The following is a 19855-nucleotide window of genomic DNA, read 5'->3' on the forward strand; positions in this document are numbered from 1 at the left end:
TTACAGTTCAGCGACCAGTTTATCAACGATGTCGCTGTTAGCAGCTTCATCCACGGAACGTTCGATGATCTTCTCGGCGCCAGCAATGGCCAAAATCCCGACTTGCTTACGCAACTCTTCACGGGCGCGTTGGCGTTCGGCGTCGATCTCTGCCTTAGCTTGCGTCACGATCTTGTTACGTTCCTGCTCGGCTTCGGCTTTCGCTTCGTCGACGATCTGCGATTTACGCTTGTTCGCCTGTTCGATGATTACCTGAGCTTCAGCTTTAGCTTTTTTCAGTTGGTCGGTCGCATCGGCTTGCGCTAAGTCCAGCTCTTTTTTTGCACGTTCTGCGGAAGACAAACCTTCAGAAATCTCTTTCTGACGTTTTTCGATGGCAGCCATAATTGGCGGCCATACGTACTTCATGCAGAACCAGACAAACAGGACAAACGCGATAGCCTGGCCGAGGATTGTTGCGTTAAGATTCACAGCACAATGCCTCTTTCAAAGTGAATTATTTGATGTAGTTCGAATAACAGTGAGCGAGCTCAGTGTTACGCGACAGCAAACATCACGTACAGACCCAGACCAACAGCAATCATTGGGATTGCATCGACCAGACCCATAACGATAAAGAACTGTGTACGCAACAGAGGGATCAGGTCAGGCTGACGTGCAGCACCTTCCAAGAATTTACCACCCAAGATGCCGATACCGATTGCAGCACCGATTGCCGCCAGGCCCATCATCAATGCGGCAGCCATGTACAGCAGATCCATACTCAGGTTTTCCATGACAGTCTCCAGTTTGTTTCAGTTAAAACGCAGTAGTGTTGAAAGAAAATCAGTGTTTTTCAGATGCCATCGAGAGATAGACAATCGTCAGAACCATGAAAATAAAAGCTTGCAGCGTAATGATCAGGATGTGGAAAATGGCCCAAGGCACACTCAGAATCCACTGTGACCACCACGGCAGCAGGCCAGCAATAAGGATGAAGATCAACTCACCCGCATACATATTGCCAAACAGTCGCAGACCCAGTGAAACTGGTTTGGACAGCAGGCTGACACCTTCAAGAATCAGGTTAATCGGAATGAAAACCGGATGATTGAATGGCTGCATTGTCAGTTCCTTAACGAAACCGCCAACACCTTTCATCTTAATGCTATAGAAAAGAATCAGAATGAATACGCCAAGCGCCATAGACAACGTGATGTTCACGTCGGCCGTTGGTACAACACGCAGAGCAGGCAAACCAAGAACCTTTTCACCAATAAATGGCAGCAGGTCGATTGGCAGCAAATCCATCAGGTTCATCATAAACACCCAGACGAATACAGTCAGAGCCAAAGGGGCAATGACCTTGCTTTTGCCGTGATACATGTCACGCACATTGCTATCGACGAAACCAACAATCAGCTCAATGGCTGTTTGCAGTTTTCCTGGGACACCACTGGTGGCCTTTTTAGCGACGCGATGGAAAATAACCAGAAAGAGTACCCCGAGGACCACGGAGAAAAACATCGAATCGATGTTAATCGACCAGAATCCCGTCCCTACCTGAAGCTGTGTCAGATGGTGACCGATATACTCTTGTGGAGTAGAGATTTCTCCTGATGCAGACATGATGCCTCTTACCCTTTAGTAGTTAAGTACGGTAACTGTTAATGACGGCCGGTGCTAAAATCTGAGTCATCAACACCGATAAATAAGCCAAACCAAGCGGAGCAAAAACCGCCTTAAACAGGCCCAGCGCGATAATCATCAAGATAATCGTTATCAGAACCTTCAGCGCTTCTCCGATGGCAAAAGTCCAGGCAACTCGTCCAGAAACCGCTGTTTGCCCCTGCTGACGCATTGCGAAAAGCGTGAACAATACATTCGGTAGCCATGCGGCCATTCCGCCCATTAAGCCGGAGGTGGTCCACGTCAGGCTTTTAAAGCCAAATGCAGCACTGAGCAGAACAAAGGTCAGTAACTGCAGTATTAACAGCTTTCTGGCCACCTTCGCGCCGTTCTTGCTGTACAAAATACCTGATACAGACATGACGTTTGTTCTCTCCGTACTAAGTACCTAGCTGGAGGTATGCTGAGTGCCGTATATCATAGCCTTTACGGTTTTGAGTCAAGCAGCAAAAAACGAGCAAATTATACGGGCCACTCAAACGAATTCAATGGATAAGTAGCGAAAAGGTGAACAATTATTTAAATTTTAAGCTTTAAGGCTATTTTCATAAGCAAACTATCGTCGTAAATGACCTTTTATCATTTGTACGAGTATTCCAGTGCTTAACAAAGAAGCGTGCGTTGGATCACACAATTGCTATTTTCATCAGCTAATACAGCAACGGTAACGTGAAACCTTAGCTATTCTGGCCTTTTAAAAGTAATAAAAATCAATGAGATGATTAATTTTCGGTCTTTATTAAAACGGAATGCAAAATAACTGCACTTCCGTGAAACAATAACCCAACAAATAACAACAATTTCATTACATGAGTTTTATCTTAGCCAGAGCCAAATTTTATTTTCAACCGTAACTATTTCCTGCCTGATTAGATCTGAAAGGTCATCCAACTGCTATCAGAGTGTAAAAATGAGGTAAAACTCGAACTGGCTGCTTTAATTTAATTAGCCTGCTTATTTTACCTTTCATACACATTTGAAATTTTGACGATTTATTGACTCATCGCAAATTTAGTTTGCCTTAAGGATAACTAAATGGCGCTCTCCCTCGAGTTCAGGCACCTTCAATTTGACGATCTCTTCCAACGTGACGCCATCAGGTAGAGAGTCTAGTTCATCATCGGGACGAACGCCTTTCAGCGCGTAAAAACGCCCCTGCCCTTTCGCTGGCAAGTGGTGACACCACGACAGCATATCTTGCAGCGAGGCGAAGGCGCGGCTAATCACGCCGTCAAACGGCGGCTCAGGGATAAACTCTTCCACGCGGCTCTGTACCGGCTCGACGTTAGTCAGCCCCAGCTCGTGTTGCACCTGACGCAAGAAACGCACGCGCTTGCCGAGGCTGTCGAGCAGGGTGAAGTGAGAGTCTGGGCGAACAATAGCCAGCGGGATGCCCGGCAGGCCCGGTCCCGTGCCGACGTCAATAAAACGCGAGCCGGTCAGGTGCTTGTTCACCACGATGCTGTCCATGATATGGCGAACCAGCATCTGCATTGGGTCACGAACCGAGGTCAGGTTGTAGGCCTTATTCCACTTGTGCAGCATGTTGACATAGGCCACTAACTGCTGTTTTTGCTGATCGGGTAACGATAATCCAGCCGCAGCCAGCAGCGAGTCTAATTTCTTATGCACAATGAGGTCCTCTGACAAAAGCTATGTCCGTTCGAATTGGGGAAGAATGATAAAACAGCTGGTGAAGCGGGAAAAGCGAGATTTGGCCGCCAGAATGAAATCATCCGGCGGCCAGAACGAGAGGAAATTAAGCGCTACGGCGCAGCAGACCCTGTTTTTTCAACCAGATAAGCAGAATCGAGATGGCCGCCGGTGTGATACCGGAAATACGGGTTGCCTGACCGATCGACGTCGGTTTGTGATCGTTAAGCTTGGCGATCACTTCGTTCGATAAGCCATTCACCTGACGATAATCGAGATCCAGTGGCAACAGGGTGTTCTCGTTGCGCTGCTGTTTTTCGATCTCATCTTGCTGGCGAGCGATATAGCCTTCGTATTTAACCTGAATTTCAACCTGCTCGGCAGCCTGAGCGTCCGGCACCGAAGGGCCAAACGGCGCGAGGCTGGTCAGCAGCTCGTAAGTCATCTCTGGGCGACGCAGCAACTCTTCGGCACTGGCTTCTTTCGACAGCGGCGCGGACAGATTCGCGTTAACCAGTTCAACTTGCTCAGACCGCGGATTCACCCAGATACCGCGCAGGCGCTGGCGTTCGAGCTCGATCATCTCTAGTTTCTGGTTGAAGCGTGCCCAGCGAGCATCGTCAACCAAGCCAAGTTCACGGCCTTTTTCAGTCAGGCGCAAATCAGCATTGTCTTCACGCAGCATCAGGCGATATTCAGCGCGCGAGGTAAACATGCGGTACGGCTCTTTGGTACCCAAGGTGCAGAGGTCGTCGACCAACACGCCAAGGTAAGCCTGATCGCGACGCGGTGCCCAACCTTCTTGCTCGAAGGCGTAGCGCGCGGCGTTCATACCTGCCAGCAAGCCCTGTGCGGCAGCTTCTTCGTAGCCGGTGGTGCCGTTGATCTGTCCGGCAAAGAACAGGCCCGGAATGAATTTGCTTTCCAGCGTCGGTTTCAAATCACGCGGATCGAAGAAATCGTATTCGATGGCATAGCCCGGACGCACGATAACGGCATTCTCCAGACCCTGCATGGAGCGGACGATCTGCATCTGCACGTCAAACGGCAGGCTGGTAGAGATACCGTTTGGATAGACTTCGTTGCTGGTCAGCCCTTCAGGCTCAAGGAAGATCTGATGGGAGTTACGATCGGCGAAGCGCATCACCTTGTCTTCGATCGACGGGCAGTAGCGCGGGCCGATCCCTTCGATGATCCCGGCGTACATTGGGCTGCGATCCAAATTATTGCGGATCACATCATGGGTTTTCTCATTGGTGTAGGTCATGTAGCAAGGGATCTGGCGCGGATGCTGTGCCGCGTTGCCCATGAATGAGAAGACCGGAGCCGGGTTGTCACCGTGCTGAGGCGCTAATGCACTGAAGTCGATAGAGCGCGCGTCGATACGCGGAGGCGTACCGGTTTTAAGGCGATTTACCCGCAGAGGCAGTTCACGCAGGCGCTGTGACAAGGAGATCGCTGGTGGATCACCGGCACGGCCGCCGCTGTAGTTCTCCAGACCGATATGGATTTTCCCATCAAGGAAAGTCCCCACGGTCAAGACAACAGATTTGGCGCGGAATTTAAGCCCCATTTTGGTCACGGCGCCCACCACTGTGCCATTCTCAACAATCAAATCTTCAACAGACTGTTGGAAGATCATCAGGTTTGGCTGGTTTTCCAGTGCTGTACGAACCGCTTGGCGATACAAGACGCGGTCTGCCTGAGCACGTGTGGCTCGAACGGCCGGACCTTTACTCGCGTTTAGTATCCTAAACTGAATCCCCGCATGATCGATGGCCGTTGCCATCAAACCGCCCAGTGCGTCCACTTCTTTAACCAGATGTCCTTTCCCGATCCCACCAATCGCTGGGTTACACGACATTTGTCCTAGCGTGTCGATATTGTGGGTCAATAACAGGGTTTGACGTCCCATTCTGGCTGAAGCCATAGCGGCTTCGGTGCCTGCATGGCCACCACCGATGATGATGACGTCAAATTGTTCCGGATAAAACATGGTACTGCACCTCGGAGTTCATGCGATGAAAGGGTGTGTGGTGTTGGGAGGAGGGATTCTACTCAAGTTTTGAGGTTCCACAAGTCCCGGGGGATCGTCACTAATTAAAAGAAGATCTTTTTTATTTAAAGATCTCTTATTAATACTTCTATTAGGATCACGATCCTCTGTGCATAAGTCTTTATTGTCGAATAAGATCAACAAGCTAAGCACGATCGAATGCTGTGAATGATCGGTGATCCTGTTCAGTATAAGCTGGGATCAGAATAGAGAGTTATGCACAGCATGAAATGCGACCTAAGGTTGTTAGAGGGATAACTACCGGTTTTACCCTGCTTTACAGCCTAGTTATCCACATCTGATCGCTGAATATTTACACTTATTTGAGCAAATTAATCCAATTGATCACCCAAATCTCAGCGGGATCTTCAGGAATTTCATGTTGGGTCACATCGATTTCCATGCGATCGCCAATTCTTTTTGCGCCCAAAGCAGTCAGTTTTTGATCCAATGATCGGATCGCGCCACAGAAAGTGTCGTATTCACTGCTGCCAAGACCCAATGCCCCGAACTGTACTTTAGACAGATCCGGCTGCTGTTCTTCAAGCTGTTCCAGGAAAGGCTGAAGGTTGTCAGGAAGTTCACCTGCACCATGTGTTGAACACACCACCAGCCAAATACCTTCGGCCGGGACTTCATACAGCTCTGGACCATGCAATGTCTGAGTACTAAAACCGGCTTCTTCCAGCTTTTCTGCAACATGTTCCGCTACATATTCGGCACTGCCAAGCGTACTGCCACTGATCAGGGTAATGGTAGACATAATGCTCTCACCTGATAAAAGAAACGACATTGTACGCTGTGAATCAGCTGGGATCTACCTGTGGATAATAGGGGTATATAAATTAGGTCTTATGGCTTGATGGTGCGCATAATGGGGTTCTGCAAGGAGATCAGTGTCTCCGTTGACTGAATCTCATCAATGGTCTGGATCTTGTTGATAAGTACGTGTTGCAGAGAATCAATCGAGCGGCACATGATCTTTATAAAGATGCTGTAGTGGCCGGTGGTGTAATAGGCTTCAACCACCTCTTCGATGCTTTCGAGCTTGGTCAGCGCTGAAGGGTAGTCTTTGGCGCTCTTGAGGATAATGCCGATAAAGCAGCAGACGTCGTACCCCAGCTGCTTAGGGCTGACGGTAATATTGGCGCCAGTGATGATCCCCGCCTGTTTCATCTTCTCGACGCGCACGTGAATGGTGCCGGGGCTGACGGCGAAAACTTTCGCCAGTTCGGCATAGGCGGTGCGTGCATTGACCATCAGGGCGTTAAGAATGGCGCGATCGAGATTATCGATCTGATAAATTTCGGTCATTTTTTTCCTCTCATATTCTCGTATTAACAATTTATGCTGCCTAAAAATGAGGGATTAAAAGCCTTAAGGCAATATTTATTGTTGGATATTGAATCTATCTCTTACTTTGTTGCTTAATCAGTTGTATTGAAGACAAGGGAATGAGAAAACAACAATGAAAACTAAATTTATCGAGAAACAGCGTCAAATCAGCTTTGTGAAAGCCACCTTCTCCCAGCAGCTGGAAAAACAGCTGGGCCTGATTGAAGTGCAGGCACCTTTATTAAGCCAACTGGGCGACGGCACGCAGGACAACCTCTCCGGCAGCGAGAAGGCGGTTCAGGTGCATGTGAAATCCTTGCCAGACTCGACCTTTGAAGTGGTTCACTCTCTGGCGAAGTGGAAGCGCAAAACCCTCGGCCAGCACGACTTCAGCGCGGGCGAAGGGCTGTATACCCACATGAAGGCGCTACGCCCAGATGAAGATCGTCTGTCGCCGGTACACTCGGTCTGTGTCGATCAGTGGGATTGGGAACAGGTGATGGGAGATGGCGAACGATCCCCGGCTTTCCTCAAAGCCACGGTGCGTAAGATCTACGCCGGTATAAAGGAAACAGAAGCGGCGGTGAGCCGTGAGTTCAGCCTGACGCCGTTCTTGCCGGAGGAGATCCACTTTGTTCACAGCGAAACCCTGCTTCAGCGCTTCCCTGAGCTGGATGCCAAGCAGCGCGAGCGCGCCATCGCCAAAGAGCTGGGCGCGGTGTTCCTGATGGGCATTGGCGGCAAATTGTCTCACGGTAAATATCATGACGTTCGCGCGCCGGACTACGACGACTGGAGCAGCGCGGGCGAAGCCGGGCTGTCTGGCCTCAACGGCGATATTCTGGTGTGGAATCCGGTATTGGAAGATGCCATTGAGCTTTCATCCATGGGCATTCGCGTTGACGCGGCAACCCTGAAGCACCAGCTGGCGCTGACGGATGACGAAGCTCGTTTGCAGCTCGACTGGCATCAGGCGCTGCTGCGCGGTGAAATGCCACAGACCATCGGCGGCGGCATTGGTCAGTCTCGTTTGGTGATGCTGTTGCTGCAAAAGCCGCATATCGCGCAGGTGCAGTGCGGCGTTTGGTCGCCACTGCTGCACGATAGCGTTGAAGGTGTGCTCTAAAAGCGCGAGTTAATCCCGCTGCCAGCGGCGCTGGACGCGGCTTTTCATCCCGGTATCAAAGCGCCAAATGTGGTCGAAGATGCGCATGATGCCGGGCTTGCCGTATTGCGACATCGCCAGAGCATGAAAACGGTGATGTTTATCCTGCTGCAAATGCTTCACTCTCTTCTTAACTTCTTCTGGCAGCCGTTGGGCGATGAAATCCGAGATGATCACCGCGTCGGCGTCGTGCCACTCTGGCGATGACAGCTTATCTAGAGTAGCAGTCAGACAGGCAGCCAAATCGGTGCCGCCCCTGAAATGCTGGCCGAGAAAGCGCAAAGCCTGATCCAGCCCGTTAGAAGAGGTCAATTCGTAATGAATCACCTGACTGGCGAACAGCATAATGTAGCAGCGGCGGTTGTCGGCCAGCGCGATCCGCAGCAGTGCCAGACAGAACGCCTTGGCGCACTGCTCATTAAAGCCGCCCATTGACCCCGACGTATCCACGCAGATGACAAAAGGCCCGCGCGGCTGAGGCTCTTGCTGCTGGTGCACCACCGGGCGTTTCACCACTTTTTCGCGCCACACGTCCCCTTGCAGCCGGTAGGTCATCAGGCGCTTTTCCAGCAAGCGCCGGTAAAACTCATATTCCAGCTCGGGAATACCTAAAGTCCCCAGCTCGGTAGGCATCAGTCGCAAAATATCGTCGCTTTGATGAATGCCATTCACCTCTTCGGGCACCGTCGCGGGCTCACGCACCATCAGCCGATGTTCTTCCATCTTGGCGTCTTCATGCGGGCTGGTTTTGGCTTTCTGGCTGCGACCCAGCTGCTCGGCGAGCCTCTGTAGCTCAGGCTGCTGCTGCAAAAAAGCGCCGTAGCGCGACAGCGACTGCACTTCGCCACGCTGCCGCTGGCCCTTGCTCATATCCCACAGGCGTCCGGCGGCGGCATCGTTCTCTGCTAATAAAGGAGAGAGTTCGCCGCTGAGTTCCAGCCGCTGCTGTAGCTCTTCCTGCAACTGCTCCTGTTCCTGCTCAAGCAGCTGATGATGAACGGTCACCGTCTGGAAAGTGAGATTTAACCGCCAGCGCTGGAGAAATAGCGTTTGGAAGCTATTGCCGGTTTTCGGGCCGCGCGTCTCCTCGGCGTTTTGCTGCAACGAACGCGCCTCGGTAATAAAAGGAGAGTTTAGCGACTCAAGCTGTTCAATCAGCGTAGGCAGCTCGGCCTGAAAGGTGGCGGCGTCAATCTGCTGGCAGTGCTGATAAAGGTAGAACTCTTTGGCGAGGTCCGGCGGCACCGGCGTATCGTGGATACGCTGGCGCAGTCTGAACTTCCATTCGGGCAAGTCTTTGGTCAGCGCGCGCTTCAGGCGTGGGAATTTTTCGAAGAAAATCGCCAGCTGCGGCGTGACCAGCAGGCCGATGATCAGCTCTTCGATCAGCTCACCTTCGCTGATCGACAATAAGAGATCGAGGGATTCCAGACTGAGCATGGATCAGTGTCCGCTGAACAAGTCTTGCTGGTGGCGGAGTTGCTCCGACACCGCCAGCATGCTGGCTTCAATCTTCGCGGCCCACTCGGCGGCGACAAACAGACAGTTTTGATGCTGGCTGAACTCGTGGCGCTGCTGGTTAAATTTGGCATTCAGCCCTTCCAGCGTGCTTTTCATCTCATCGGGGACGGCAATCTGCTCTTTACCCGGCAAGGTCAGTGGCGTCGACTGGCGGCTGATATCCAGCACCAGCAGTTGCAGCTTGTCATCCACCTCCGCCTCAATGTTCTGCGCGAAGCCCATGCCGTTAAGCTTCACCTTCAGAACCCCTCCTTTATTAAGCCACTCGTCGAGCACGCTTCTTTCCACCAGCAGGTGAGAAACCTGAATATCGTGCAGATGAAGCGGGGTTTGCAGCAGCAGGGTCAGGCTAGTGGCCGAAAGCGTGTCCGGCAGGGTGTATTGCGGCTTGCGGCTGAAAATACCCGCCTTTTTGAGCACTTTGATCGACTGTCTGGAGCTTTGTTGCTGCTGATACTGCATCCATTCCTGATTCAGCTGGCGCAGCTTCATTAATAGCGTCTGCTGCTGGTAAGCCTGTTCGGTGATCATCTGCTCGATTTGGGTTTGCAGCAGGTGATAAGTGTTCAGGTCGTGCCACAGGCAATCTTTCAGCAAAATCAGGTCGATAGGCGTGATGGCTTGACGGCCGCTGAAGAAGGCGCAGGCTTGCAGCAGGCGCAGGGCTTTCTTCCAGCGGCGGTCCGAGACATAAGGCGCGGTGTCCAGCGCGTCCAGACGCTGGCGCAGCTGGAAAATCAGCTCGAAGCAGGATTCCGGCAAGGTCACCTTGTCTATTTCAGGCTGCCACTGCTGATACTCTTCATCGCTAATGCTCAAGGCTTCCGGCACCAGATTGGCGCTTTCGTTTGGTCGGGAAGTCAGCAAAGAGCGGAAATTCTGCTTATCCTGCACCTTGTCCAGCCATAGGCGGATCAGCATACGGTCATAGAGTGCTTCAAGACTGCCGTCGGCCTCGGGCAGTTCATTGGAGGCGCTGACCAGCAGGCGCATCGGGATGGCATCCTCGCGCTCGCCGTTACGAAAGCGCCGCTCGTTAATGGCGGTCAGCAAGGTATTGAGGATAGCCGGGCCGGCTTTCCAAATCTCATCCAGAAAAACAATCTCCGCCTCGGGTAAATAGCCGGAAGTCAGGCGCAGATAGCGACCTTCGTCTTTCAATGCTTGAATCGACAGCGGGCCAAAAACTTCTTCGGGAGTGGAGAAACGCGTCATCAGGTATTCAAAAGCGCGGGCGTGGCGGAAGGCAAACTTAAGGCGGCGGGCAATCAGGCTTTTAGCGATGCCGGGCGGCCCGAGCAGAAACACGCTTTCGCCGCACAGCGCGGCCAGCAGGCACAACCGGATGGCTTCCTGACGCTCGTACAATCCGTGTTCTAAAGCATTGGCAAGACGGGCAATCCGTTCTGCAAGTAAAGGAGAATGCGCCATACTGGATCTTCCGGTTTCCGTGAGTAAATGAGATCAGTGAAATTACTGGGCTGTGAATGATAATAAACCATGGCCTATTTTTATTGATATAGCTTACGGATATAGATTGTTGATTACACAAATCTTTCTATTATAGATACTGTGGGTTTATCTGCCTTAATCGCCAATACCTTGTTTATATAGGGGTAGGCAATTGGATTTATTCGTGCATACTGTGCGCCGTTTAGTGGGCATTCAGCCCTGAGCGCATCTTTCGCTTACGGAATTCTTTGCATAAAAGAGCAGCAAAAAGAAACCAATTATGAGCACAGAACATAAACGGTCACTCCCCGCAGTAACCCTGGCCGCCATTGGTGTGGTTTATGGTGACATTGGCACCAGCCCTCTCTACACCTTGAGAGAGTGTTTTTCAGGCCACTACGGCTTTAACGTTGAACCCAGCGTTGTCTTTGGTTTTCTTTCCCTGATTTTCTGGATGCTTATCCTCATTGTCTCGCTGAAATACCTCACTTACGTGATGCGCGCAGACAACGCCGGTGAAGGCGGGATCTTGACCCTCATGTCCCTCGCGGGCCGTAACACCTCGGCACGAACCACGGCGATATTGGTCATTCTCGGGCTTATCGGTGGCAGCTTCTTCTATGGCGAAGTGGTGATCACCCCGGCGATTTCGGTCCTATCCGCGATGGAAGGCTTAGAGATTGCCGCCCCGTCGCTCGACCCTTACATCGTCCCGCTCTCCATTACCGTCCTGACCTTGCTGTTCATCATCCAGAAGCACGGCACCGGCATTGTCGGCAAGCTGTTTGCCCCGGTGATGCTATTGTGGTTCCTGACGCTGGCGGTGCTGGGTATTAACAGTATTGCTCAAAACCCTGAAGTGCTACAGGCCATGAACCCGATGTGGGCGGTGAACTTCTTTATTGAGCATAAATCCTTCTCCTTCCTGGCGCTCGGCGCGGTGGTGCTGTCCATCACCGGTGTTGAAGCGCTGTATGCCGATATGGGCCACTTCGGCAAATTCCCTATCCGTCTGGCGTGGTTCACCGTGGTGTTGCCTTCGCTGGTGCTGAACTACTTCGGCCAAGGCGCTCTGCTGCTCAAGAACCCGGAAGCGATTAAAAACCCGTTCTTCCTACTGGCACCTGACTGGGCGCTGATCCCACTGCTGATTCTGGCGACCCTTGCCACCATTATCGCCTCGCAGGCGGTGATCTCCGGCGTGTTCTCCCTGACTCGTCAGGCCGTCCGCTTGGGCTATCTGCCGCCAATGCGCATCATCCACACCTCCGAGATGGAAGCCGGGCAGATTTACATCCCCGCCATTAACTGGACGCTCTATTTCGCGGTGGTTATTGTTATCGCCAGCTTTGAGCACTCCAGCAATCTGGCCGCCGCCTATGGTATTGCGGTGACCGGCACCATGGTGCTGACCACCATTCTCTCCTGCACCGTGGCGCTGAAAAACTGGCACTGGAAAGCCTTCTTGGTCGGCATCCTGCTGGTGGTTCTGCTGTTTATCGACGTGCCGATGTTCGCGGCGAACGCCACCAAGCTGTTCTCCGGCGGCTGGCTGCCTCTGACACTCGGCCTTTGCATGTTCATCGTGATGACCACGTGGAAAAGCGAGCGTTTCCGCCTTATGCGCCGGATGCACGAGCACGGCAACTCGCTGGAAGCGATGATCGCCTCGCTGGAGAAATCGCCGCCGGTGCGCGTGCCGGGCACGGCGGTTTATATGTCCCGCGCTATTAATGTCATTCCGTTCGCCCTGCTGCACAACCTCAAGCATAACAAAGTGCTGCACGAGCGCGTGGTGCTGCTGACGCTGCGCACTGAAGACGCGCCTTACGTTCACAACGTGCGCCGGGTGACTATCGAGCAGCTCTCGCCAACCTTCTGGCGCGTGGTGGCAAGCTACGGCTTTAAAGAGACGCCAAACGTTGAGGAAGTGTTCCACCGCTGTGGGCTGGAAGGTCTGCCGTGCCGCATGATGGAAACTTCATTCTTTATGTCCCACGAGTCGCTTATCCTCACCAAGCGGCCTTGGTATCTCTACTTCCGCGGCAAGCTGTTTATGGCCCTCAGCCGTAACGCGCTGCGCGCACCGGACCAGTTCGAGATCCCGCCTAACCGCGTTATCGAGCTAGGGACGCAGGTCGAGATATAATTCATCGGCTATTAACAAAGGGCACTTTCGAGTGCCCTTTGGCTTTTCTAAAAGCCGTGAAAAGTCATTAACTCAAATTTATCGCGGCTTTCTAAACGGGGTAGCGAAACGTTTCGACAGCGATCACAATTTCATCACAAGGCGATTGCCAGTTTTTAGCATAGTCATAAACTCAGCAGTGAGCGAAACGTTTCGCTGTCGGAGTTCACAATGAAGAAATCACCGCTTTTAAATGCCGAAATCTCCCATGTCATTGCCAGGTTAGGTCATACCGATCAGCTGGTTATTGCCGATGCCGGTTTACCGGTACCCGCATCTTCCCAACGCATCGATCTGGCGCTAACTGCCGGTGTTCCTACTTTCTTGCAAGTTTTCAAGGTAGTGACTCATGAGATGCAGGTCGAGCGCGCGATTCTCGCCGAGGAGATCGTCGACAAAAACCCTCAACTCCATGAAGCGTTACTCGCGCAGTTGAAACAGCTTGAGCAACACCAGGGAAACACTATCAGCCTTGAGTACATCAGCCATGAGTCATTCAAGGTGCAAACCGAACAAAGCCGGGCCGTGGTCCGTAGCGGGGAATGTTCGCCGTACGCGAACGTTATTCTTTGTGCTGGCGTAACCTTCTGAGGCCTTTATGCAACCTTTGCTGCAACTCTCAGGGATTGATAAAGCGTTTCCCGGCGTCAAAGCGCTCTCCGGCGCGGCGCTGAGCGTCTATCCGGGTCGCGTGATGGCGCTGGTGGGTGAAAACGGTGCCGGTAAGTCCACCATGATGAAAGTGCTGACGGGGATCTATCAAAAGGATGCCGGTTCACTGCGTTTTCTGGGGGAAGAGGCCGCGTTTAATGGGCCGAAAGATTCTCAGGAAGCCGGGATCGGCATTATTCATCAGGAGTTAAACCTGATCCCCCAGCTGACTATCGCGGAAAACATCTTTCTTGGCCGCGAGTTTGTGAATGGTTTTGGCCGCATCAACTGGAAGAAGATGTATGCCGAAGCCGACAAACTGCTGGCGCGCCTGAACCTGCGTTACAGCAGCCATCGTCTGGTTGGCGAGTTATCGATTGGTGACCAGCAAATGGTGGAAATCGCCAAGGTGCTGAGCTTCGAGTCCAAGGTCATCATCATGGATGAACCGACTGACGCCTTAACCGATACCGAAACCGCCTCTTTATTTAACGTGATCCGCGAGCTGAAAGCGGCGGGTTGCGGCGTGGTGTACATCTCGCACCGCATGAAAGAAATCTTCGAAATCTGCGATGACGTCACCGTGTTCCGCGACGGCCAGTTTATCGCTGAGCGCCCGGTAAGCGAATTGCAGGAAGACACGCTGATCGAAATGATGGTTGGCCGCCGCCTTGAAGAGCAATACCCGCGCCTCAAACAAGAGCGCGGCGCGCTGCGCCTTCAAGTGCGCAATGTCTCCGGGCCGGGCGTCAAAGATGTCAGCTTCAACTTATATGCCGGTGAAATTCTCGGCGTCTCCGGGCTGATGGGTGCCGGTCGTACTGAGTTGATGAAGATTCTCTACGGCGCGCTGCCGCGTAAAGCGGGTTATGTCGCGCTGGATGGCCGCGAAGTCGTCACTCATTCCCCGCAAGACGGGCTGGCGAATGGCATCGTTTATATCTCTGAGGACCGTAAACGCGACGGACTGGTGCTCGGGATGTCAGTCAAAGAGAACATGTCGCTGACCGCGTTGCGCTACTTCAGCCGCGCGGGGGGCAGCCTGAAACATGCTGATGAGCAGCAAGCCGTCGGCGATTTCATTCGCATGTTCAACATCAAGACGCCGTCCATGATGCAGCCTATCGGCCTGCTCTCCGGGGGCAATCAGCAGAAAGTAGCTATTGCTCGCGGGCTGATGACGCGTCCAAAAGTTCTGATCCTCGACGAACCAACGCGCGGCGTTGACGTCGGCGCCAAGAAAGAGATTTACCAGCTCATTAACCAGTTCAAGCGCGAAGGTTTGAGCATCATTTTGATTTCGTCAGAAATGCCAGAAGTTATCGGCATGAGTGACCGGATCATGGTGATGCACGAAGGCCATTTAAGCGGTGAATTCCCGATAGAACAGGCTACGCAAGAAGTGTTGATGGCAGCCGCTGTCGGCAAGCAATACGGCGTGACGCAGGAGTAATCAACTATGAGTTCTCAGACTATGCCAGCCAAAAAGGGCTGGTTCACAAAAGAATGGTTGTTAGAGCAGAAATCGCTGATTGCGCTGCTGGTGCTGATTGCCGTGGTCTCTTCCATGAGCCCGAATTTCTTCACGCTGAACAACCTGTTTAACATTCTTCAGCAAACCTCGGTCAACGCCATTATGGCCGTGGGCATGACGCTGGTTATCCTGACTTCCGGTATCGACTTATCCGTCGGCTCGCTCTTAGCCTTAACCGGCGCGGTGGCGGCGTCGATTGTTGGTTTGGAAGTGAATGCGCTGGTGGCCGTTGCCGGTGCGCTGGCCTTGGGCGCGGCGGTAGGTGCCGTCACCGGGGTGATTGTCGCCAAAGGCAAGGTTCAGGCGTTTATTGCCACGCTGGTGATGATGCTCCTGCTGCGCGGTGTCACCATGGTGTACACCAACGGTAGCCCGATCAGCACCGGATTTACCGATGTTGCTGATACATTTGGCTGGTTTGGTATCGGTCGCCCGCTGGGCATTCCGACGCCGGTCTGGCTGATGGTGGTGGTGTTTGCGCTGGCTTGGTACATGCTGCATCACACCCGTTTAGGACGTTATATCTATGCGCTGGGCGGCAATGAGTCCGCGACGCGTCTGTCAGGTATCAGCGTTGATAAAGTTAAAATTATCGTCTACTCCCTGTGTGGTTTATTAGCGGCTTTAGCCGGCATTATCGAAGTGGCGCGTTTGTCCTCTGCGCAACCGACTGCCGGTACCGGTTATGAGCTGGACGCAATTGCCGCTGTGGTGTTGGGAGGAACCAGCCTGTCTGGTGGTAAAGGACGCATTGTAGGAACGTTGATCGGCGCGCTGATCCTCGGTTTCCTGAATAACGGTTTGAATTTATTAGGCGTATCCTCCTACTACCAAATGATAGTCAAAGCAGTCGTGATATTGCTGGCTGTTCTGGTAGATAACAAAAGCAACAAATAACCTCCCCTACAGGAATTATGACCATGAATATGAAAAAACTGGCAGTTTGGGTTTCCGCAGCAGCGATCACCGCCTCTTTCAGCGCCAACGTACTGGCTAAAGACACCATCGCGCTGGTGGTCTCTACGCTGAACAACCCGTTCTTCGTTTCCATGAAAGACGGCGCACAGAAAGAAGCTGACAAGCTGGGCTACAACCTGGTGGTGCTGGATTCCCAGAACAACCCGGCGAAAGAGCTGGCAAACGTGCAGGACCTGACAGTTCGCGGCACCAAGCTGATGCTGATCAACCCGACTGACTCAGACGCCGTGGGTAACGCCGTTGCCATGGCTAACCAAGCTAAAATCCCTGTGATCACCCTTGACCGTCAGGCAAGCAAAGGCGAAGTGGCGAGCCACGTGGCCTCTGATAACGCCTTCGGCGGTAAAATGGCCGGTGATTACATCGCCAAGAAAGTCGGTGAAAACGCCAAAGTTATCGAACTGGAAGGTATTGCCGGGACTTCGGTTGCCCGCGAACGTGGCAAAGGCTTCGCTCAGGCGGCTGAAAAACACCACTTCACTATCCTTGCGAGCCAGCCAGCTGACTTCGACCGTACTAAAGGTCTGAACGTGATGCAGAACTTGCTGACTGCACACCCAGACGTGCAGGCGGTATTCGCTCAGAACGACGAAATGGCATTAGGTGCGCTGCGTGCATTGCAGACCGCCGGTAAAACTGACGTTCTGGTGGTCGGTTTTGACGGCACCGAAGATGGCATCAAAGCGGTTAACAGTGGCAAGATGGGCGCAACCGTGGCCCAGCGTCCTGACCAGATTGGTGTAATTGGTGTTCAGACTGCTGATAAAGTGCTGAAAGGCGAAAAAGTACCTGCTGTTATTCCAGTGGATCTGAAACTGGTTGCACAGCCGTAATTGACAGACTCTGCGCCGCTCCTGTTGGGCGGCGCAACATGACTCAGGGAACGCAAATGGATACAGGTAAACTGGTAGTTCTCGGCAGTATCAATGCCGACCATATTCTCAATATCAATCAATTCCCCCAGCCCGGCGAAACGGTGATCGGTAAACAATATACCGTGGCTTTTGGCGGCAAGGGTGCCAATCAGGCGGTCGCCGCCGGGCGCGCCGGGGCGGATATTTCCTTCATCGCCTGCGTCGGTGAGGATGATATTGGTGAGCGCGTTCGTCAGCAGTTAGCCAGTGACAACATCGATACTTCTCCCGTTGAGGCAATCGCCGAAACCACCACCGGCGTGGCGCTGATTTTCGTTAATGCCGAAGGCGAGAACGTGATTGCTATTCATGCTGGCGCTAACAACGCGGTGACGCCTGACTACCTGAATCGCTATCAACAGAAAATCGTCGACGCTTCCGCGTTGCTGATGCAATTAGAATCTCCGTTAGAAACCGTCATCGCCGCCGCCAAGCTGGCGAAGCAGCACGATACTCAGGTTATCCTCAATCCTGCTCCGGCTTGTGAGTTGCCCGATGAACTCTTGTCGCTGGTGGACATGATCACGCCGAACGAAACCGAGGCCGAACGCCTGACCGGCATTCAGGTGAATAATAATGAAGATGCCCAACGCGCCGCGAAAGCGCTGCATGATAAAGGCATCGAAACCGTGATTATCACGCTGGGCAGCAAAGGCGTGTGGCTAAGCCAGCAAGGTGAAGGCAAGCAGGTCAGCGGCTTCCGCGTTAAAGCTGTGGACACCATCGCGGCCGGAGACACCTTCAACGGCGCACTGGTCACCGCCCTGCTCGAAGGCACAGCTATGGACCAAGCCGTGCGTTTTGCACACGCCGCCGCCGCTATCGCCGTGACTCGCCCAGGCGCGCAGCCTTCTGTGCCTTGGCGTAATGAAATCGACGACTTCCTTGCGCGTCAGGAGTCCTGATTGGCCACCATGAAAGATGTCGCCCGCGTCGCGGGCGTCTCAACCTCCACCGTCTCTCATGTCATTAATAACAATCGCTTTGTCAGCGAGGCTATTCGCGAAAAAGTCACTGCGGCGATAGACAGCCTTAACTACGCCCCATCCGCCCTCGCCCGCAGCCTGAAACTGAATCAAACCCGGACGATAGGCATGTTACTCACCGCCAGCAGCAACCCCTTCTATGCTGAAGTGGTGCGCGGCGTGGAGCGCAGCTGCTACGAACGCGGCTATAGCCTGATTCTCTGCAATACCGACGGCGACGCCGAGCGCATGAACCGCAGCATGGAAACTTTGCTGCAAAAGCGCGTCGACGGGCTGCTATTAATGTGTACCGAGAACCACCGCCCGTCTCAGGACGCTATCAGCCGTTACCCTTCACTGCCTATTGTGATGATGGACTGGGCACCTTTCGGCGCGGCGAACGATGTCATTCAGGATAATGCCCTGATCGGCGGCGTGATGGCGACGGAATATCTGATTAGTCAGGGGTATCAGCGCATTGCCTGCATCACCGGCCCATTGGATAAAACTACCGCCGTACAGCGACTGGACGGTTATCGTCAGGCCATGCAGCAGGCTGGCTTGCCGGTGTTGCCGGGCTATGAAGTCAGTGGTGATTTTGAATTCGCCAGTGGCCTGCCCGCCATGGAGCAGCTGCTCGCCCTGCCGCAGCGCCCCGAGGCGGTGTTCGCCAGCAATGACGCGATGGCGGTTGGGGTTTATCAGGCACTCTATAAAGAAGGGCTGCGCGTGCCGGATGACATCGCGGTCATTGGCTATGATGACATCCAACTGGCGCAATACATGACGCCGCCGCTGACCACCATTCATCAGCCGAAAGACTCACTGGGCGAACTGGCTATCGACGCGCTTTTACATCGTTTGAAAGAACCTGAAGCTGAGCCTCAGGTTTTGGTATTAACGCCAGAGTTAGTGGTGCGCGGCTCGGTTGGCTCAATCCACCGCTAGAAGCAGTTTTTGGCAGGCCAGAAGTGCCCCCTCTGCATCGCTGGCCAGAATAGCGTCGACCAACGCCTGATGGTATTCCAGCTTAATCACCTCATTGCCGGTGATGGCTCTGAAGTAGCTTTGGTAAACCGAGCTGAACAAATTCGAGAATGAGGTCAGGAAGGGATTCTTTCCGGCTTCATAGATAAGCTGGTGGAATTGGGTGTCGACTTTAATCCAGCGCTCGCGGTCAAAGCGATAATGCAGCTCCTTCATCTCCGCCATATATATAGAAAGAAGTTCCTTCTGCTCTTTCGTCGCCGTGGTGGCCGCCAGTGCGCAAGCCTGTGGTTCAAGCGCGCGGCGCAAAATCACAAAGTGCGCCATCACCTGATCGAAGTTCTCGCGGGTCATCCACCAGTTTAAAAGTTCCTGATCAAGAAAGTTCCAGTTTGATTGCGGCATCACCCGCGTCCCAATCCGTGGGCGTGGCAATAGCATCCCTTTGGCCGTCAGCGTCTTCACTGCTTCGCGCACCGCCGTTCGGCTCACCCCGAAAAGATCACCCAATTCAATTTCACCGGGCAAGATACTGCCCTCGGCATATTCAGCAGATAAGATGCGCTGGGCGATTTTCTCCGCCAATAGATAAGAAAGATTGCGCTGGGCGGCTTGTTGTTGGGCGTTAAGGGGCATTAAAAGGGCATCCTGAGATTCAGTGGTCTTATTATAGAAAAGAGTTTACCCCAGTGTTACGGGTCGAAAAGGCCATTTTGTGTAGAAAACTGGGTGATTGTTGTCCATTTTTGCCATGTTTGTTGAAAAAAAGAACGGTCAGTAAATTATTT

General features: G+C 52.9%; 19 protein-coding genes. 8 read left to right on the top strand and 11 right to left on the bottom strand.

Annotated features, from left to right (window positions below):
- From atpF to asnC, 8 genes are all read right to left on the bottom strand, one after another.
- Positions 1-471: a F0F1 ATP synthase subunit B gene (atpF, locus tag GEAM_RS18300; protein WP_034794365.1), complete on the bottom strand. Its 471-nt coding sequence runs from the start codon at positions 469-471 to the stop codon at positions 1-3.
- A 65-nt stretch (positions 472-536) separates the two neighbouring features.
- Complete coding sequence (atpE, locus tag GEAM_RS18305; protein ID WP_034794367.1) at positions 537-776, bottom strand: F0F1 ATP synthase subunit C; 240 nt, start codon at positions 774-776, stop codon at positions 537-539.
- Between the two features lie 49 nt (positions 777-825).
- Positions 826-1608 (bottom strand): F0F1 ATP synthase subunit A, encoded by a 783-nt coding sequence (atpB, locus tag GEAM_RS18310; protein ID WP_034794368.1) that lies wholly within the window; start codon positions 1606-1608, stop codon positions 826-828.
- A 22-nt stretch (positions 1609-1630) separates the two neighbouring features.
- Positions 1631-2029, bottom strand: a complete 399-nt coding sequence (gene atpI, locus GEAM_RS18315) for a F0F1 ATP synthase subunit I (protein ID WP_034794371.1) — start codon at positions 2027-2029, stop codon at positions 1631-1633.
- 650 nt (positions 2030-2679) lie between these two features.
- Complete coding sequence (rsmG, locus tag GEAM_RS18320; protein WP_034794372.1) at positions 2680-3300, bottom strand: 16S rRNA (guanine(527)-N(7))-methyltransferase RsmG; 621 nt, start codon at positions 3298-3300, stop codon at positions 2680-2682.
- A gap of 127 nt (positions 3301-3427) precedes the next feature.
- Entirely contained in the window at positions 3428-5317 is a 1890-nt protein-coding gene (mnmG, locus tag GEAM_RS18325) for a tRNA uridine-5-carboxymethylaminomethyl(34) synthesis enzyme MnmG (protein WP_034794375.1), read from the bottom strand.
- 379 nt (positions 5318-5696) lie between these two features.
- On the bottom strand, positions 5697-6140 hold the full coding sequence (gene mioC, locus GEAM_RS18330) for an FMN-binding protein MioC (protein ID WP_034794378.1): 444 nt from the start codon (positions 6138-6140) through the stop codon (positions 5697-5699).
- 89 nt (positions 6141-6229) lie between these two features.
- Positions 6230-6691, bottom strand: a complete 462-nt coding sequence (gene asnC / locus GEAM_RS18335; RefSeq protein ID WP_034794381.1) for a transcriptional regulator AsnC — start codon at positions 6689-6691, stop codon at positions 6230-6232.
- A 154-nt stretch (positions 6692-6845) separates the two neighbouring features.
- On the opposite strand from asnC, the gene asnA reads away from it, so the two are divergent.
- Positions 6846-7838, top strand: coding sequence for an aspartate--ammonia ligase (gene asnA, locus GEAM_RS18340; protein ID WP_034794384.1), 993 nt, complete (start codon positions 6846-6848; stop codon positions 7836-7838).
- Between the two features lie 9 nt (positions 7839-7847).
- Here the strand turns inward: asnA and viaA are convergent, their stop codons facing one another.
- Positions 7848-9317 carry an ATPase RavA stimulator ViaA gene (gene viaA, locus GEAM_RS18345; protein ID WP_034794388.1) on the bottom strand — a complete coding sequence of 490 codons (1470 nt, stop codon included), beginning with the start codon at positions 9315-9317 and terminating at the stop codon, positions 7848-7850.
- A gap of 3 nt (positions 9318-9320) precedes the next feature.
- Positions 9321-10829 carry an ATPase RavA gene (gene ravA / locus GEAM_RS18350; RefSeq protein ID WP_034794391.1) on the bottom strand — a complete coding sequence of 503 codons (1509 nt, stop codon included), beginning with the start codon at positions 10827-10829 and terminating at the stop codon, positions 9321-9323.
- 301 nt (positions 10830-11130) lie between these two features.
- Between ravA and kup the strand changes: the two genes are divergently transcribed.
- The 7 genes from kup to rbsR all read left to right on the top strand — a co-directional run bounded on the left by kup (position 11131) and on the right by rbsR (position 19028).
- Entirely contained in the window at positions 11131-12999 is a 1869-nt protein-coding gene (gene kup, locus GEAM_RS18355; protein WP_034794394.1) for a low affinity potassium transporter Kup, read from the top strand.
- Between the two features lie 210 nt (positions 13000-13209).
- The gene (gene rbsD, locus GEAM_RS18360; protein WP_034794397.1) at positions 13210-13629 is read left to right on the top strand and encodes a D-ribose pyranase; all 420 of its coding nucleotides are present in this window, start codon (positions 13210-13212) and stop codon (positions 13627-13629) included.
- Between the two features lie 7 nt (positions 13630-13636).
- Positions 13637-15142 (top strand): ribose ABC transporter ATP-binding protein RbsA, encoded by a 1506-nt coding sequence (rbsA, locus tag GEAM_RS18365; RefSeq protein ID WP_034794399.1) that lies wholly within the window; start codon positions 13637-13639, stop codon positions 15140-15142.
- Between the two features lie 6 nt (positions 15143-15148).
- Positions 15149-16120 (top strand): ribose ABC transporter permease, encoded by a 972-nt coding sequence (gene rbsC, locus GEAM_RS18370; protein WP_034794402.1) that lies wholly within the window; start codon positions 15149-15151, stop codon positions 16118-16120.
- A gap of 23 nt (positions 16121-16143) precedes the next feature.
- Positions 16144-17034, top strand: coding sequence for a ribose ABC transporter substrate-binding protein RbsB (gene rbsB / locus GEAM_RS18375; RefSeq protein ID WP_034794404.1), 891 nt, complete (start codon positions 16144-16146; stop codon positions 17032-17034).
- A 56-nt stretch (positions 17035-17090) separates the two neighbouring features.
- On the top strand, positions 17091-18020 hold the full coding sequence (gene rbsK / locus GEAM_RS18380) for a ribokinase (protein ID WP_034794406.1): 930 nt from the start codon (positions 17091-17093) through the stop codon (positions 18018-18020).
- Positions 18021-19028 carry a ribose operon transcriptional repressor RbsR gene (gene rbsR / locus GEAM_RS18385; RefSeq protein ID WP_034794408.1) on the top strand — a complete coding sequence of 336 codons (1008 nt, stop codon included), beginning with the start codon at positions 18021-18023 and terminating at the stop codon, positions 19026-19028. It abuts the gene before it with no gap.
- Here rbsR and GEAM_RS18390 read toward each other — a convergent pair.
- On the bottom strand, positions 19014-19703 hold the full coding sequence (locus GEAM_RS18390) for a FadR/GntR family transcriptional regulator (protein ID WP_034794410.1): 690 nt from the start codon (positions 19701-19703) through the stop codon (positions 19014-19016). The two genes, rbsR and GEAM_RS18390, sit on opposite strands and share 15 nt — an antisense overlap.
- Between the last annotated feature and the right edge of the window lie 152 nt (positions 19704-19855).

It is taken from the genome of Ewingella americana ATCC 33852 (genome assembly GCF_000735345.1).
Classification (GTDB): domain Bacteria; phylum Pseudomonadota; class Gammaproteobacteria; order Enterobacterales; family Enterobacteriaceae; genus Ewingella; species Ewingella americana.